General features: G+C 33.2%; 15 protein-coding genes. 6 read left to right on the top strand and 9 right to left on the bottom strand.

Going from position 1 to position 17,028, the window contains the following annotated elements:
* Positions 1–216: 216 nt before the first annotated feature.
* The gene (locus tag H6W52_RS18110) at positions 217–1,620 is read right to left on the bottom strand and encodes a sugar MFS transporter (RefSeq protein WP_228457598.1); all 1,404 of its coding nucleotides are present in this window, start codon (positions 1,618–1,620) and stop codon (positions 217–219) included.
* Positions 1,621–1,893: 273 nt separating this feature from the next.
* Here H6W52_RS18110 and H6W52_RS18105 point away from each other — a divergent pair, with 273 nt between their 5' ends.
* Both H6W52_RS18105 and H6W52_RS18100 read left to right on the top strand, forming a co-directional pair.
* Complete coding sequence (locus H6W52_RS18105) at positions 1,894–2,109, top strand: hypothetical protein (protein ID WP_076390494.1); 216 nt, start codon at positions 1,894–1,896, stop codon at positions 2,107–2,109.
* A gap of 385 nt (positions 2,110–2,494) precedes the next feature.
* The gene (locus H6W52_RS18100) at positions 2,495–3,493 is read left to right on the top strand and encodes an SDR family oxidoreductase (RefSeq protein WP_116100159.1); all 999 of its coding nucleotides are present in this window, start codon (positions 2,495–2,497) and stop codon (positions 3,491–3,493) included.
* A gap of 547 nt (positions 3,494–4,040) precedes the next feature.
* On the opposite strand, the gene H6W52_RS18095 is transcribed toward H6W52_RS18100, so the two are convergent.
* The gene (locus H6W52_RS18095; protein WP_116099594.1) at positions 4,041–4,808 is read right to left on the bottom strand and encodes a restriction endonuclease subunit S; all 768 of its coding nucleotides are present in this window, start codon (positions 4,806–4,808) and stop codon (positions 4,041–4,043) included.
* Positions 4,809–4,846: 38 nt separating this feature from the next.
* Here H6W52_RS18095 and xerA point away from each other — a divergent pair, with 38 nt between their 5' ends.
* Together xerA and H6W52_RS18085 are read left to right on the top strand one after the other, a co-directional pair.
* On the top strand, positions 4,847–5,839 hold the full coding sequence (xerA, locus tag H6W52_RS18090) for a site-specific tyrosine recombinase/integron integrase (protein WP_116099593.1): 993 nt from the start codon (positions 4,847–4,849) through the stop codon (positions 5,837–5,839).
* A gap of 2 nt (positions 5,840–5,841) precedes the next feature.
* Positions 5,842–6,378, top strand: a complete 537-nt coding sequence (locus H6W52_RS18085; RefSeq protein ID WP_185216828.1) for a restriction endonuclease subunit S — start codon at positions 5,842–5,844, stop codon at positions 6,376–6,378.
* A gap of 1 nt (position 6,379) precedes the next feature.
* On the opposite strand, the gene H6W52_RS18080 is transcribed toward H6W52_RS18085, so the two are convergent.
* From H6W52_RS18080 to H6W52_RS18060, 5 genes are all read right to left on the bottom strand, one after another.
* Positions 6,380–7,690, bottom strand: coding sequence for a restriction endonuclease subunit S (locus H6W52_RS18080; RefSeq protein WP_116099591.1), 1,311 nt, complete (start codon positions 7,688–7,690; stop codon positions 6,380–6,382).
* A complete protein-coding gene (locus H6W52_RS18075) occupies positions 7,668–9,299 on the bottom strand; it encodes a class I SAM-dependent DNA methyltransferase (protein WP_116099590.1) in 1,632 nt (543 codons plus the stop codon). The genes H6W52_RS18080 and H6W52_RS18075 overlap by 23 nt, the downstream gene beginning before the upstream one ends.
* A complete protein-coding gene (locus tag H6W52_RS18070) occupies positions 9,299–12,373 on the bottom strand; it encodes a type I restriction endonuclease (RefSeq protein ID WP_116099589.1) in 3,075 nt (1,024 codons plus the stop codon). The genes H6W52_RS18075 and H6W52_RS18070 overlap by 1 nt, the downstream gene beginning before the upstream one ends.
* Positions 12,374–12,493: 120 nt before the next feature.
* On the bottom strand, positions 12,494–12,820 hold the full coding sequence (locus H6W52_RS18065; RefSeq protein WP_116099588.1) for a hypothetical protein: 327 nt from the start codon (positions 12,818–12,820) through the stop codon (positions 12,494–12,496).
* 25 nt (positions 12,821–12,845) lie between these two features.
* Positions 12,846–13,106, bottom strand: a complete 261-nt coding sequence (locus H6W52_RS18060) for a helix-turn-helix domain-containing protein (protein WP_059154771.1) — start codon at positions 13,104–13,106, stop codon at positions 12,846–12,848.
* A 954-nt stretch (positions 13,107–14,060) separates the two neighbouring features.
* Here H6W52_RS18060 and H6W52_RS18055 point away from each other — a divergent pair.
* Together H6W52_RS18055 and H6W52_RS18050 are read left to right on the top strand one after the other, a co-directional pair.
* Positions 14,061–14,900, top strand: coding sequence for a helix-turn-helix domain-containing protein (locus H6W52_RS18055; protein ID WP_116099587.1), 840 nt, complete (start codon positions 14,061–14,063; stop codon positions 14,898–14,900).
* Between the two features lie 101 nt (positions 14,901–15,001).
* Positions 15,002–15,484: a DUF6265 family protein gene (locus H6W52_RS18050; RefSeq protein ID WP_116099586.1), complete on the top strand. Its 483-nt coding sequence runs from the start codon at positions 15,002–15,004 to the stop codon at positions 15,482–15,484.
* Positions 15,485–15,540: 56 nt separating this feature from the next.
* Here the strand turns inward: H6W52_RS18050 and H6W52_RS18045 are convergent, their stop codons facing one another.
* Complete coding sequence (locus H6W52_RS18045; RefSeq protein ID WP_116099585.1) at positions 15,541–16,083, bottom strand: DUF421 domain-containing protein; 543 nt, start codon at positions 16,081–16,083, stop codon at positions 15,541–15,543.
* 290 nt (positions 16,084–16,373) lie between these two features.
* Positions 16,374–16,997, bottom strand: coding sequence for a hypothetical protein (locus tag H6W52_RS18040; RefSeq protein WP_116099584.1), 624 nt, complete (start codon positions 16,995–16,997; stop codon positions 16,374–16,376).
* Positions 16,998–17,028: the final 31 nt, after the last annotated feature.

Genomic DNA, 17,028 nt, shown 5'->3' with positions numbered 1-17,028 from the left:
TATATGCGCCTATTGTTTTTATCCGGAAAAACCATCGGTAAATTTCCCGAACTGGATAAATGCATAGATGGCAAGGACAACTAAATATAATTCAATATTTTAGCGTCGAGTTCACGTTATTTATGTATTGTCTTTGTGGCTTGTTTATTGTGAAAAGTGATCATTTATAAAAAAACCTGCTGTAAAAGCAGGTTTTTTTATTTTAAAACTGAAAATTTAATGTCCGGCTTTTGTGCCTTCCTCCTGCTTTACGTGACTCAAATACTTCGTACAATAAGCTCCGAAGATCAGGATTACAATATAACAGAATACAGGAATGATGAAAGAATGCTGAACCCCGAAAATATCTGCTAAATATCCCTGAAAAACAGGAACAATAGCACCTCCCAGAATTGCCATAACCACCAGAGAAGAGCCCTGACTTGTGTATTTTCCCAATCCTGAAATAGCGAGAGTGTAGATATTTGAGAACATGATTGAGTTAAAGATTCCTATTCCCAGAATGCTGTACATTGCCAGTTCGCCATGATTAAACATTGCAGAAATCAATAACAGAACATTAACTCCCGCAAATATAGATAAGGTTCTTGCCGGAGCCGATTTTCCGATAAAAAACGCGATAAAATTTAAGGCAATAAAAACTAAAAAGAAGCTGATCTGAGAAAAGCTAAGATCTACAATGCTGAAAATAACCAAAAATACAGCGATAGCCGCTCCCAACATATATAAAGCTTTTTTTGCCTGACTGATTGACTGATTGAGTGAAATTGCACCTAAAAATCTTCCTATCATTGCACCTCCCCAATACAGGGAAAGATAATTTTTGCTTACCACTTCAGAAAGATTCATTACCTGTGGCTGCTCCAGAAAACTAATGATGAAACTTCCCACTGCAACTTCGCCTCCTACATAACAGAACATGGTAAGAACTCCAAATTTCAGATGGTTGTGCTGCAAAGCTCCGAATCCTTTTACAATTTCTTCCCCTTTTACCTGAAAGTCCGGAAGTTTAACTCTTGAAATAAGCAAAGCTACCAAAAGCAGAATTGCTGCAAAAATGAGATAAGGAATTTTCGTTGCCGCTGCACTGAAAGATCCGTCCGGAGCGGAAAACAATTCAAAAATTAAATGTCCGCCTAAAACCGGAGCAATTGTAGTTCCGAAGGCATTGAACGCCTGTGTCATGTTCAGGCGGCTGGATGCGGATTCTTCCGGACCCAAAAGCGAAACGTAAGCATTTGCCGTAATCTGCAAAACGGTAAATCCTAACCCTAAAATAAATAAAGCTCCCAAAAATAATCCGTAGGAAGAAAAACTTGCAGCAGGGTAGAAAAGTACACATCCTAAAGCGGCAAGAAAGATCCCGAAAATGATTCCTTTTTTGTAACCCACTTTGTCAATAGGATCTCCTTTTGTGGTGGAGATGAGGAAATAAATCAGTGAACCGATGAAGTAAGCTCCGAAAAAGCAGAACTGTACGAGCATGGATTCAAAGAAAGTAAGCTTAAAAAGCTGTTTCAGATAAGGAATAAGAATGTCGTTCATACAGGTGATGAATCCCCACATAAAAAACAATAGTGTAATGGTAATCAACGGAACAGTATAGTTTCTGCTGCCCATTTTAGCATCATTTATCATAAATTCATATATATTAAAGTTTAAAGATAGTTGGTTTATTTAATAAATTATCATTTCGAGACAATAAATTTAACCGTTTAAGCAAAGAATTTTTAATATGATAATTATTTATGACCATCAAAGATTGAATAATATTTATTGTGAATATAATCACTGTATTGGTGTATTTATCTAAATTTTAAGAATTTAACTTTATTAAAGAAAATTGGCAAAGAAATTGTGTGTCTCTATTTGAAACTATTAAAAAACAAAGCTATGATTTCTTACTACGATTTTAAAAATTTGCCAAATCAGGCACAGTGCAGTTTCGTGATGAATGAAGGACGTATCATGAGCGAAAGAACAATGGATACAGTAAAATATGTACTTTATGAAGTTTCTTATTTTACCGTTGAGGTTATATACAATACCATTAACAACAAAACAGAAGTCATTAATGTTTTTCAGAACAAAGGAGCTTATGCTATGTAAACATATTTAAAGAGACATATTATTTATTAAAGAACAGATCTGTAAAGGTCTGTTTTTTTTATTGCTTTTATCCGGAAATTCGGGGATTTAAATCAAAAAAATCCTCAGAGAGAATCTGAGGATAAAAACTAATAACCATGAAAACTCAAATTAAACATGAGTAATTAGTAGTATTAAAAAATTGTGCCAAGAAAATACTGAAAAACCTGTATTTAAGATTAATTAAGAATATTAACGAAAATTTATAGTATAGAAATTTTAAATCATCCTGCATCTAATTTCTTATCTCGGAATTAGATAAATACAGAAGAATTTAAATGATATTTATACTCACTATGGCATAATAATAGGTTGATTACAGGTAATTAACCAAAACCATCACAAAATGAATTCTAATAATGAACAAAAAAGTATCAGAGGAAAAACCGTAGTGATTACCGGAGGAAGCAGTGGAGTAGGAAGAGCTGCTGCGGAAGCATTTGCTTTGGAGGGATGTAATATTGTAGTTGCGGCAAGAGGTAAAGAAGCTTTGGACGAAACGGTAGCTTTATGCAGGGATTTGGGTGTTTCCGCCATGGCTGTTCCTACAGATGTTTCTATTGCGGGTGATGTTCAGAATTTAGCCAATAAAGCATTGCAGTTTAACGGCAGAATAGATATTTGGGTAAACAATGCAGGAGTAATGTCCAATGGGAAATTTGAAGAAATTCCGATGGATGTAAATGAACAGGTGATTAAAACCAATCTTTTCGGGTATATGCATGGAGCTTACAGTGTTTTGCCGGTCTTTAAAAAACAGAACGAAGGAATTTTAATCAATAACGTCTCTATAGGCGGATTTATGCCTGCTCCTTACAGTGCGGTTTATTCTTCCACAAAATTCGGAATCAGGGGAATGATGGAGTGTCTTCATGGAGAAATTTCAGATTTTCCGCAGATCCATATCTGTAATCTTTATCCGCAGATTCAGCGTTCTACAGGAAATATGCACTCTGCAAAATATTCAGGGCTGGATTTTAAAGTTCCTCCTTTTGCTGCAGACCCACGAGATACAGCTGCTAAAATGGTGGAATTGGCAAAACGTCCAAAAAAAGATTTATTTCCGGATTTCACTTCAGCATTCCTGAAAAACGTTTACGGGTTATTTCCAAAACCTGTCATTAATACCGCTTCAGCGGTCATGAGACTGATGATGAAAGTAAAAAATGCCCCATCCGATTCCGGAAATATTCTAGAGCCTTCCTCAGAGCCTCACCGAATTTATGGCGAGACGATGCTTCCTGTTCCATCAAGAAAAACAAAAATTGCAGTTTTAGCAGGTTTGGGATTAGGTCTGGCTTATATGTTCCTAAAATTGAAATCCAATTCTTCAGAAAACAGTTAAATAAAAAATCCTTCAAATTGAATTTGAAGGATTTTTTTGCGGAGAGTGAGGGATTTTGTACCCATTTCTCATCGCTTTATGGATAAGATTTTCGCTGTAGCATCTCTGTGAATGGCCTCAAATAGGACATTGGCAAAAAAGTGGTAAAATCCTAATTTAAATTTTACGTAGTAAAACTAGGAATTTTCGTTCGAATTTGCAAGTAAAGATTACTAAATTTTGAACAAGTTTTTTGAATTCATATTTGAAATTTAACAACATTTTTTCTTTTAAGAAATTCCTCAGATGAAATATTTCTAAAAGAAAACGAAGAAAAAAAATTAAAAAAAAAGAAAAAAAGAAAGCCTTTTGAAAATGAGCGGAGCATTCTGTCAAGGTTTTTTGGAAAAAGTTTTTGCGTAGATTTTTATACGTAAAAACTTTTTGTGAAAATCCGGAGGGCTTGACCTTGACAGAATTTAGAAGTTGGATTAGATAGCGAATTATTTTTGGTTTCTTTTTTTTTGGTGAATACTTGTTAAAATAAATGATAATTTATCTTACTATTTTATTCAACTTTTACCTGTCCGTTCATCAGCATAGGTAAAAGCCAGTCACGCAATTGTGTAAGTTGTTGGTTTTGTTGCTCTAAATTGTTTTGCTGTTGGAAAATTACTGAGGCACTATTTTCAAATTGATTAACTAATCGTTTTTGAGGTTTTAAAATTTTGATTGTTTTTAAAACAGATGTGGAGATTTCTTTAAATGTAGAACCAGATGCGTTTGCTTCAATTGACAGCATATTCTGTTTAAGCACATAAAAAACATATTCAAAAGGATATTCTTTATTACAAACAATAGACTTGAAACCTTGATTAGTAGTACAATCAAATCTGTTAATAGCTAAATAACCTATTGGAGCTCTTGATGACATCAAAACAGAATTTGCTGGTAGAATATTTAAAGATGCCTCTTTAAAACCTTTTTCTGTGACATCAAATTCACCTCTTGCAATAAATTTATTTCCGATATTTTGAGATAAATCTTTCGGTGTTATCCACGGTATATCATTTTTAGAAAAATTTTCTTTATTAGCTTTTGAGGGTGTACTTCCCCCTGTAATTGTTCCTAACTCCTCAATTGTTTGAAATCCCCATCCTTCCGGAATTTCTCTTCTTAAAACTTCATTCCAAATCATCTTGCCACCGTTTGATTTATAGGGATTTCCGTTTTCGTCTGGAAAATCAAACTGAACAAACCAATAGTCGTACAGCGTTTTCGCCATACGCTCTAAATTATCATTTATTGTACGACTATGGCTATTTTTGTTTTTCATTCCTTTGCGACTTCAAAAATTTAAGAAAATTAAGTAAAATGAAGGAATTAGTGAAGCAAGAAATAATTAATGCAATGCAAACAGTTTTAAACTTTCAACAGTTAATGATGCTTGAAAAGGTAATACATCAATCTTTTCATTCTGTGGTGGTTACCTCCAAAAAAACTACTGAAGATAAGTTGGAAACTGATAATATAAACGTTTTAAATTTATTCATTTCATCCAAAAAAGTGGAAGGTTGCTCTGAAAAGTCATTGAAATATTATTTTTCGACCATAGACACTCTGTTTCAAAAACTAAAAAAGAAAGTTACAGAAATCTCTACTAATGATTTAAGATTCTATCTTTCAGAATATCAGGAGGTAAAAAAGTCTAGTAAAGTCACTATAGATAATATTCGTAGGATATTTTCAAGTTTTTTTTCTTGGTTAGAAGATGAAGATTATATTTTAAAAAGTCCTGTAAGAAGGATTCATAAGGTAAAGACCGCCAGAACTATAAAGGAAGTACTTAGTGATGAAGACATAGAAATACTTAGAGACAACTGCAAGCAGATAAGAGATTTAACGCTCATCGAAATGTTAAGCTCGACTGGTATTAGAGTTGGTGAACTTGTAAAAATAAATATAAAGGACATTGATTTCCACGAGCGTTCTTGTATTGTTACAGGTAAAGGAAACAAACAGCGTGAAGTCTATTTTGATGCAAGAACAAAGATTCACCTCAAAGAATATCTTCAGACCCGAAACGATGACAATGAGGCTTTGTTTGTTTCTTTATCAAAGCCTAATCAGCGACTTTCTATTGGAGGAATTGAAAGTATTTTGCGAAAACTGGGACAAAAAACCAAAATTAATAAAGTACATCCCCATAAGTTTAGAAGAACTTTGGCAACTATGGCAATCGATAAAGGAATGCCTATTGAGCAGGTTCAGAAGTTATTAGGTCACGTTAAAATTGATACAACGTTACATTATGCAATGGTAAATCAGGCTAATGTTAAAATTGCACACCGAAAATTTATTAGTTAACAATGAAATATATTTTTAGAATTGATGAAGTAGCAAAACTAAATCAATCTTCAATAACCAATAAAGATAAATTTAAATTAATTAATTATCTTGATACCAGTAGTATAACTAAAGGTAAAATTGATAGTTGGCAAGAGTTAAAAGAAAATTTTCCAAGTAGAGCAAAACGAAAGATTAAACAAAATACCATTGTCTATTCTACTGTAAGGCCTAATCAAGAACACTATGGCTTTTTTAATAGTATCGAAAAAGAAAATACTATTGTTTCCACAGGATTTGCAACCATTGATGTTTTTTCAGATAATGTCGAGCCAAAATTTCTGTATTATCTACTAACACAAAGATGGGTAACAAACTATCTTCATACTATTGCAGAAAATTCTGTATCAGCTTATCCTTCTATAACTCCGTCTGATATAGGAAATTTAAGGTTTGAATTCCCTGATTTACCAAAACAAAAAAAAATTGCAAGTATCCTCAGTGATACTGACCGTAAAATTGACTTAAACAATCAAATAAATGATAATTTATCTTACTAATTTACTCAACTTTTACCTGTCCGTTCATCAGCATAGGTAAAAGCCAGTCGCGTAGAGAGCTAAGTTGTTGGTTTTGTTTAAGGTTGGATTGCTTCTTAGATTCTATATTTTTTATTTGATTATAAAATCTTTCAACTAATACTTTCGGAGGTTTTATTACGAAATAAGACTCCATAAAGGATTCAAATAGAAAGTTTTTAATTCCGCTAGTTTTTCCCTCATATCCAAAAAAAACATTAGCATCGTATAACCTTTGCCATTCTTGTAAGAAATTGAAAGAGAACTCGTTTTCTTTTAAAGAAATAGCTTTACAAAAGTTTGAGCATATAATATTTGAATCAAATCTTTCAAATGTACTTTCAGTTAAAAGGGCGATTCTTCCAGTAGATTGTGTTGGACTTCCACCTGAAATTTCCACAATAAAATCATCTGGTTTTAGAGCCTTTGATATATTATTTTTCAGAATATATCTTTGGGGTGCTTTAACTTCACCCTTGCCGTTTAATCCATTAATGTCAGCACCTCTAATACAATAAACTTTTTCCGTATAATTACCCTCAATCTTATCTTTACCCCAATCTCCAGTCTTTGTTTTTTCTATCCAATCATTAAATACAGTTACTTTCCATCCTTCCGGAATTTCCCTTTTCAAAACTTCATTCCAAATCATCTTGCCACCGCTTGATTTATAAGGCTTTCCGTTTTCGTCAGGGAAATCGAACTGCACAAACCAATAGTCGTACAGCGTTTTTGCCATACGCTCTAAATTATCATTTATCTTACTATTGGTTTGAATTTTTAAATAGATATCAAAAAGTAAATCTCCTATTGCCTTTTGATTTTCAAAAGAAGGTAGTACTATATTTAAATAAGAAAAAATTTGTTCATTCAAACTTGCTCTTAAGGTCATTATTGCATTATTATTCATTGAAGATCGAAATAAGTTACTTCTTAAATAAAATGCAATGTATTTATAGTAAACTAAATCCTTTTGAATTGGTCTTAATCTCTTTAAAAAACCACTATAGGTAGCTTTTGGATAACTCTTAAAAGCAACAGAACTCATACCTAATTCATTTAAACTCTCACTTGTCCGAGTTAGAAATATATCTCCCTCCTTTATTGAATATACTTCTTGTTCTTTTTCAGAAGTATACATCAAATCATCTAGTTCGCTAGGCAAGAAGTAGTCTGAAAATACTGTCTTAAAAGAAAGAAAAGGACTTCCTTTACCTGCTTGGTCTGGTGTAGATGAAATTCCTGAGCTCATTCTATACAAGCTAGAAAACTTATATACTTTTAAATGATTCATACTTCAAATTTTTAAGCTGTTCCTGAATTTTTATGTCCAAAGCATTTCCTTCCGCAAAAAGACTTTGCAAATTTGTTTCAAAATTTCGCATTTTTTCAGCAAATTCTTCTGGCGTAATATCAACATATTCTATTTTAACTTCAAAATATTGCCCTGCAGAAAAAGAATAATTCTTTTCAGCAATTTGTTCTTTTGTTACTATAACAGACAAGTCTTCAACAGCCTGCTTTTGATTAAAGGTTTCCACAATTTTTGCTTCTTCATCGGGCGTTAAAACAGTACGTTGATTTTTGCCTTCTTTCACTGTTTGTCCCAGCTTAGAAGCATCCATTAAAATAATATGCTCGCTATCTGCTCTTTTATCAAAAAATAATACTGAGACATTGGTTCCTGTACTTGCAAATATGTTGCTTGGCATACTTACTACACCCCGAAGCCAACCATTACTAATTAACCTTTCACGAATTTTCTTTTCAATCCCACTTTGAGCAGTAATGAAACCTGTTGGAACAACAATAGCCGCCTGACCTTTTTCACTTAAACTGTGCATAATATGCTGAATAAACAAAAGATAAATCGCCATCGATTCTTTTTTGCTTTTCGGAACATTTGGAATTCCGGCAAAGAATCTTTGTTTAAAAGCATCTTTCTCAAGATCATCTCTAAAATCAGAAAAATCTAACTTAAAAGGTGGATTAGAAACAATGTAGTCAAACTTTGTATCTAAATAAAAAGGCTGTGCAATGGTGTTAGTTTTAATAATATTCGGAATTGAATGCGTAAGACTGTTCAAAACCAAATTCAAACGTAACATATTGCTCGATTTCTGTGAAATATCTTCTGAATAGATCGTGCAGTTCTGTTCACCAATCTGATGAGCTAAGCTCATCAATAAAGTTCCCGATCCTGCACTTGGGTCATAACATTTTACACCTTTTACTTTATCCGGCACAAGAATTTGCGCCATAATACGGGCAACAGCGTGTGGTGTATAATATTCTGCATATTTACCACCACTGTCAGTGTTGTAATCTTTAATTAAATATTCAAAAATAGTTGCAAAGAAATCATATTTCTGAACAAACATTTCTTCAAAGGAAAATTCAAACAATTTATTAATCAAGGCCTTTGCAAATGCATCACGTTGAGAAGCGTCAGAGATAAACTGAGTAAGCTCATCAAACAATGTATCTTTCGCACCACTAAATGATTTTACTGAAAATACATCAGCATTTTCAATCGATATTTGTCTTAAAGTATCATCAAATGTTTTCCCAAAGTCACTGTCATTTTGAATTGCGAACAAATGTGAAATCAAATGATCCGGATGTAATCTTGGAATATTCGGATCCAAACTTGCCAGTAGAAATTGATATTCGTCATCACTCATCTCACGAAGTGCTTTAGAAAAATTATCAGCCTCTGCAAGTTGAGGTTGCTCTTCTTTTACCGCAAAACGGAATTTATCATTAAGAAATTTATATAGAAATATTTGCGTAATAATCTTGAATTCATTTCCGTCATTTCCCAGTCCGTAATTGGCACATACACTTTTAAGATTATCGATTAAAGATTTTGTTTTAGTAATAAAGTTTATATCTTGAGTCATTATCTATATTGATATTGTTGTAAATATTCTTGCGAAATTAATTGATTTATTTTTTCTGTCGTTGAAAAGTCAATATTTATATTTTCTTTCTTTTTAAATTCATCAACAACAAGTTTTAGAAGATATCTTTTAAAGTACGCTTCATTTTTCACCATTTCCTCCTGATTGGTAATTGTTTCATCAACTTGTAATTTTACCTGCATCAATGCGCGGTGAAGTTGTGATTCTTTTGTGTTTAAAGTTCCTTTTTCTGACAAACGTTTGTGAATTCTGGCGTACTTATCGTCACTGTCATATTTAGCTTTTAGCAAAGCATTTTTTCTGTTCAATTCTTTGGCTTGGTCATAGATTTTCTGAAGAAGATGCATATTTTCTACCATATCTTCCTGAGTCACCTCACTAAGATTTTTTTTCTTGAAAATTCTTTCTAATTCAGCTCTAAGACTTACAAATTCAGGATCAAGCTGATCAAAATTAGTTTGTAAAGATTCTCTGGCTTTTCGTAAAATGTTTTTAAATTCATCAGCAAGTACCAATTCACTTTCATCGACTTTAACAAATTGAAAAATTATATCCTCTAAAGCTTCATTTAGAAGATTCCGATTAGCTTCTTCGTTTCCGATGCTTTCTACAAGGTTTAGATTGTCAAGTCGATTTTGCGTTTCAATTAATAGACGATTGAGAAGTTCAAAATCTGCTAAGCCTTTTAAAGCTTCATAACCATTTATAGCAATTAAGTTTTTTAGCTCTTTTGCAGTTCGTAAAGCCTTTACAAGTCTAAGAAGTTCTTGCTTATCATTTAATTCCGCAATTTGTTGAGAAAACACTTCTTTATTAAGTGTGTCATAATGAAATAGTGTATCTTTTATTTCTTCAAGCTCTTGTTTAATCTCTTGTTCAGATTTAAATAGATGAGAGTACATTTCCATTTCATCACCCAGCTGTTCCTGTAATTCATCAAAATAGAGTTTATTGGTACGATCAAACGCCTTTGAAATGTCAGCAAAATCTACAACATATCCGTATCGGTACTTTTTGTAAGGACGATTAACTCTGGTAAGTGTCTGTAATAAATTATGATCTTGGATGACCCGCGCTAAATATAATTTTTTCAATCGTTTAGCATCAAAGCCTGTTAACAGCATATTATAAACAAACAAAATATCGACGTGTCCTTTTTTATACGCCTTTATAAGTTCCTTTCTAACCTGCTTGTCATTTTCATCGTGTAAAATTAAAGAAGCAGTCAATTTTGGTTCTTCTTTCAAGCCGTATTTTGCTCTTGGTTCTGCAACCATCAATACGCTTGCATCTGTTTCCTGTTCGCCATATTTCTCCTGAAATAAACGAAATAATTCTTTTGCCTGGTCTGCAGAATCACAAACTACCATCCCTCCCAGAGTAGTATCTTGCTGATCTTTACGGAATTTTATTAAATCACTGCAGATATAATCTAATAATGGCTCTGCAAACTTTGTATTTTTGTAAATGTCTTTTGCAGAAATATCACCACGCAAAACTTTAATCTCATCAATGACATTCTGCATTTGCATTTTAAAATTGCCCTCTATTTGCTCTCTTATCAATCTGAGCGTATATCCATCAGCAATGGACATATTGTAGTAATACTTATGGATATAATTTCCAAAAAGTAGTTTTGAATCATAATCTTTTGCTACCTCCTTCAATAATGGTGTTCCGGTAAGCGCAATTTTGATTGCATTTTTATCAGAATTAATAAGGTTTGCAAGATAATTTCCTTTCGGATTATATGAGCGATGCGCTTCATCTAAAAAGTAGATTCTTTGAATATTAATGTCGTAATTTACCTCTTTTAAAACTATAGCATCCTCAGAAAACTTCTGAATATTAACAACTGTAATTTCCGGCTTACCACTATCGTTATGGATTGCACCAACAGTTTGTAAATCATTTACAAAATCAGCCTTAGAATTTACAGGATTTACTTTTAAACCACGATTGGAAAATTCTGTTGAGGCTTGAATCAAAAGATCAAGACGGTCAACAATAAAATAAAACTTTGGGATAATATGCTTCTTCGAAAAATAATGTGTCAAATGTTTTACATTATAAAAAGCCAAAGCAGTTTTACCTGAGCCTTGTGTATGCCATATGATACCCTTATTTTGTCCTGAATCAATTTTTGCAGCAATTGCTTGAGTTGCAAAAATTTGCGGATAACGCATAATATGTTTTTGATCGACAGGCTTACCATTATCTTCTTCCTCTACATAAGCAATAGCAAACTGTAAAATAAATTTTAATCGTTCCTTACTAAAGAGAGAAGTGAGAATCCTATTTGTTGGACTATTTTCATTCTTATTAGTGATGAAGTCAGGATTGTGCTTAATAACGACTAAATTATTATCTCTGAGAATATCCAATTCTTTGTCTTCACTTAATTCTAACAATCTTTCTTTTACCGGATAATCTAAATCTTCTCTAAAATAATTAAATGATATATTGGAGTAAGCGGAAGTTGCATAATAAGCTCCAAAAATGGGCTCCACTAAGCCATCTTCATATTCCATATTATTGGAAAATACCATCAGTTGAGTAATGTTTGCAAAACGTCTAAAATATTTATTTCCAAACCTTTCATTAATGCGTCTACGTTCAGCGATAACTCCATCTTTATTATGAGGTTTTTTTACCTCTACAAAAGCTAATGGAATTCCATTAACGAGAACTGTGATGTCCGGACGATATTCTTCATCGCCGGATTTGCAGGTTAATTCAGTTGTGATGTGAAAATCATTATTTGAAAAATTTTCAAAATCAATTAATTTAATACCGGAAGTAGATGTTAAACGTTCATAGAATTTTTTCCCAAGATCCTCAAAATCTAATTCCAAATTAATCTCATCCAAAACCCTTTGTGCTTCTGCTTCAGAAATACTATTTATTTCTGCAATCTTAGGCAAAAAAATAGAAGGGAAAATATTATTTTCTTCTATCCTGTTTTGTTTTTTTAACGAAATATATTGATAGCCTAGTCGCAACAAATGCAAGATGGCTGGTATTTTAACTCGGGAATCTTCGTTGAAAGACATTGGCTAATTTAGTTTTAATTCTTAAAGATAATAAAACGAGTAATTACAAAAGCACTTTATAAGAAATACTTTATAAATAATAACCATATATCTTCAATAATTATAGTCTTTGGCTTAGAATTACTTTTTTTTACACCTAACACCAACCTTCAACTCCCCATCAAAATCCAACATCACCACCTGACTCCCCTGAAACGGATTATACGACGGCTGATAATCAATATAGCCCGAAGAATGGAGATTCTTCAGGCATTTATGATAGGTGGCTTTTGAACGGATTTTACTGATGCGCATCACCTCATCACGGGAAATACTAACCGGATTGCGGAAACGGCTGAAATTCCAGAACTGGAATAAGGCTAAATAAAGGCTGATGTGTGATGGATTAAGTGTATGATCCTGAGCTACCTTTTCATAGAAAGCTGTAAGATGTTTAATATAATTCATAATTTAGTTTCGGTGCTTCAAAATATCATTGCTTATTTTTCAACATTTCTTCAATGTCTTTGTAATTGTAATATAGTGTTCCACCGACACGGGTGTAAGATAAAGTTCCATTGATTCGTAGCTTCTGCAATGTTCCGGAGGAAATTTTCAGAAGTGCTTTGACCTCTGACGAACGCAGCCATAATTTCTGTTGGGAAATCTTGATTTGAAAAAGGTTTTGTATGTCTTCCAGCAATTCGGTTCTAAATTCCTGAAGGTCTTCTTTGGTGATTAGATTTACAATCATAGCAACTTCATTTTTGTTTTTGACTTAGTTTTCTTCTACAAATTTGTAGCATTAAAACATTGAAAACAATAGTGTTAGAGGGGCGTGGGCTAAATAAGAACAATCTGGGTGATGCAGGAATCTTTTGGAGATTAAAAAAGAATAAATTGGAATCTACTAGATGATTTACAAAGAAAAAAGACGAGTTCCGAAGTCTTTTCCCCTTTTTGCAAAAAAGGCAAGAGCGTTTTTGGATGTACAACTTGAAAAGTTTGTATATACAAAGACACATCTTGCAAAGTAATACTGCTCATTTTTTCAGAGCTCTGAAAAAAAAATTATTTAATTGATTATTAATTAGTTGAATTAATTGCTTTTGAAAAGAAAAAAAGCAGAACAGACATCAGGGCAGTTCAATTTTTGAGCCGCATTTGCAGTACCCGGCTCAAATTCTGCACCGGAGTTAGGGATGACCGGCTCACTTTTTGAGCCAGGTAAGCGTGTTGTGGTAACATTTTTGAGCCAGTTTTTAAAAAAGTAGCACAATTTTTAAGCAGGGGTAGCAGCTGCTTTACTTTCCCGAATACAATCGAGAAATATGGAGGTTTAATTTTTGAGCCGCATCGACAGTATCCGGCTCAAATTCTTCGCTAGCTTTGGGATGAGCGGCTTACTTTTTGAGCAGGGGATATTAATCTGCTTTACTTTCTTAGATACAATTCAGAAATATGGTTGCTCAACTTTTGAGCAAGCATTTTAATATCCAGCTCAATTTTTACGCAGGAACAGTATTGAGTTTCTTAATTTTCGAGCCGATTTTAATCTGACCTGTGCACATTTTGCGCAGGTTTCAGATTTACGTGTATTACATCACGCAGGTTTATGATAGATGATTCATTAATCTCTTATATTAAGATTGATTATATTTGATTTACTTTGAAGTTTTTAAATGAATAACTTTTGTAAAGAAGCCAAATGAATTACCAGACATTTGAACCGGATCAGGACTTGAGAGCATTTATCAAATGTTATTGGACATTGGAAAGCCCGAAAGAAGAAACGCCTGAAAAGCAAACCATCGTTCCTGACGGATGTATGGAAATGATCTTTCATTATGGTGATCTATATAAACAATACTTAGATAATGGCAACAGCATTATCCAGCCCAGATGTTTTGTCATCGGGCAACTGACACGGCCACTTGAAATAGAGCCGACCGGCGAAACCGGAATTTTCTCTGTTCGCTTTCATCCCGAAGGATTTTTGCCTTTTACCACCATTCCGATAAAAGCGATGGAAAATACCGCCGTTTCATTGGAAAAGATGTTTGGAAAGGACGGACAGGAAATTGGACAACACATCTTAAATGCCAATTCCACTTCAGAGAGAATAAAGCTTATTAAAATATTTTTACTTAATCGGCTGACTAACATCGAAACCATTGACCGCATTGTAAAATCAACGGTTGAAACCATTATAACAGCCAATGGACAACTCCCGGTTGACGAATTGTCCAGACAAACTAATCTTAATCGAAGACAATTGTTACGCAAATTCTCTTCAGCCATCGGTTTGAGTCCCAAACAACTATCCAAGACTATTCGATTGCAGATTGCACTTAAAATGTTGCTGAACGATCAGTTCTCCAACCTAGCAGAACTGGCTTACGAAAACGAGTATTACGACCAGGCTCACTTTATCAAAGAGTTTAAAGAATTTACCGGATCTACGCCCAAAGAATTTTACGGTGGTCACCTTACGATGTCTTCACTTTTTTCGGCACGGATTAGACTTGTCCCATTTTTACAATTTTAGTTTTCAAAAACATTGCAACTTTGTCATCTAAACTTTCAGCAAGGAAGTTATCCAGTGTTTGGAAATTAAATAAAATGACAATTATTCAATGAGCTAATATTATGAAAACAGGAGCAAAATTTTTTATTACGGTCGTTAGTTTGGCTATTCTTTATGCCTGGACAACAAAGCATAAAAACGACATTCAAAAAGCGGAATGGCTGATCGGTACCTGGGAAAATAAAACCCAGAAAGGCAACATCTATGAAACCTGGACCAAAGTGGGTAACAATGAATTTTCGGGGAAAAGTTATAGTGTCAGAGGCAAAGACACGATTGTTTTTGAAAATATTCGGCTCGTGCAGGAAAACAAAAAGTTATTTTACATTCCGACTGTTAAAAATCAAAATGATGGTCTGTCTGTTCGTTTTGCCGCTAAAACTATTTCTGAAAATCAGTTGGTCTTTGAAAATCCTGAGCACGACTTTCCGCAGATCATCGCTTACAAAAAAATCACTTCCTATTCATTAATAGCCGAAATTTCAGGAACAAAAAACGGACAGAAACGCAAACAGACCTTTCCAATGAAAAGAGTGAAAAGGTAGTAATGTCAGCAAGCTTAGGTTAATTTATTAAATTCAATTATATAACTGAAAAAATTCTACAGATTGTCCCTTCCTTCACTGTCCGGGATATCAAGATCTTCCAAAGAACTTTTACCACCCAGAGTATCCGATTTTTTGATGACACTGATCTCTCCATTGAGCTCGATGACAACCGCGAAGACATCATCTAACCTTTCAATTCCTTCCTGACGCACTACAGCGTTGATCTCATCAACCGTTATGGCCTCGGTGTTCATATTGTCTTTGAGGTATTTGCCTTTATAGAACAGTAGACGTGGAGAGGAATTGATCAGGTGTTCCATCTTATCGGATGTACTCGCCAATTTTGCGAATAGGTATTGTAAAGCTATTATCAGAAATAACACCATTACACCTTCTGCCAATGGAACCATCGCAAGCATCATATAGGCCAATGTAGAACCCAGAGCGACCGTGACCACAAAATCGAAAGCGTTGAACTTAGCCAGTGTCCTTTTTCCTGAGATCCTGATGAAAAGGAATAGAATGACAAAAGAGGCAATGGTCATTAGTGCGACCTGTCCAAGCTTTTCCCAATTTTCAAATAACAAATCTTTCATTTACTATTTTTATCATTAGTGTTGATAAAATAATGCCAGAAATGACCTGTAATGAAAATGATCTTCACACAAACGTCTAATGTGCAATCTCTTCCTCCAAAATTGTTTTTCCGACTCTATGGGAAAATGTAAAAGCTATTCGTATAATTATTTATAATACACCGCTTTCCTTAATTTTCTAATTAATTAAGGTTAGACAAAATGTGCTAATATTAATATAAAACTCAGTATATTTCTAATAAAGGCTATTTTTCATATATATATTTCTGTCAAAAGTAGCTCAACCGAACTTATATTATATTATTGTTTTCAAAATTATTTATTCTAATGATTTTTAAACAATCTTCACTTAGTTTTACACTGCCTCCACAGCCATTCAATGGCAAAGGAACATTGATATTCCAGATAGCTATTCTGTGAAAATTTAAAAGTTCAATTATTCTGATTCTATTTTGAATTCTCATATTTAAAAACTTTTTCATAAAGTCACAATTAGTAATTAATAATATCCCTATTTGGTAATTTAAACAGTCTTTTCCAGGGCGAGTATATATTTCTAATTTTTCCAAATCCTCAATTATCTCATAACCAGTTACTTTTGGATTTGATTTAATTTCAATAGCGATTATATTATTATTAGTTGTAGTATGATGATGGATAACTAAATCAGGAATCAAGGTATTATCAAGTTGATAGCTTGGTAAAAAGGTTAATCCTTTTCTCAATTCTCCATTTATATACCAATTGTGTCCGGTATAAACTAATCTAAGTTGATGATATAATTCAAATGCAAAAGCTCTTTCATTTAAATGAATTTGACCTTGGATTGCTGGAATCTTAAAATATTCAGGAGCTATGTTGAGTAATGCTGTTTTAAACTTAGTCAAATGTTCATCTTTAAAACTTTTTGCCATCTTTTTATAATATAAAATTCAAATTTACGCA

Origin of the sequence: Chryseobacterium sp. C2(2020), from assembly GCF_014218915.1 — a bacterium.
Classification (GTDB): Bacteria; Bacteroidota; Bacteroidia; order Flavobacteriales; family Weeksellaceae; genus Chryseobacterium; species Chryseobacterium mucoviscidosis.
This window is presented reverse-complemented; position numbering and strand designations above follow the sequence as displayed.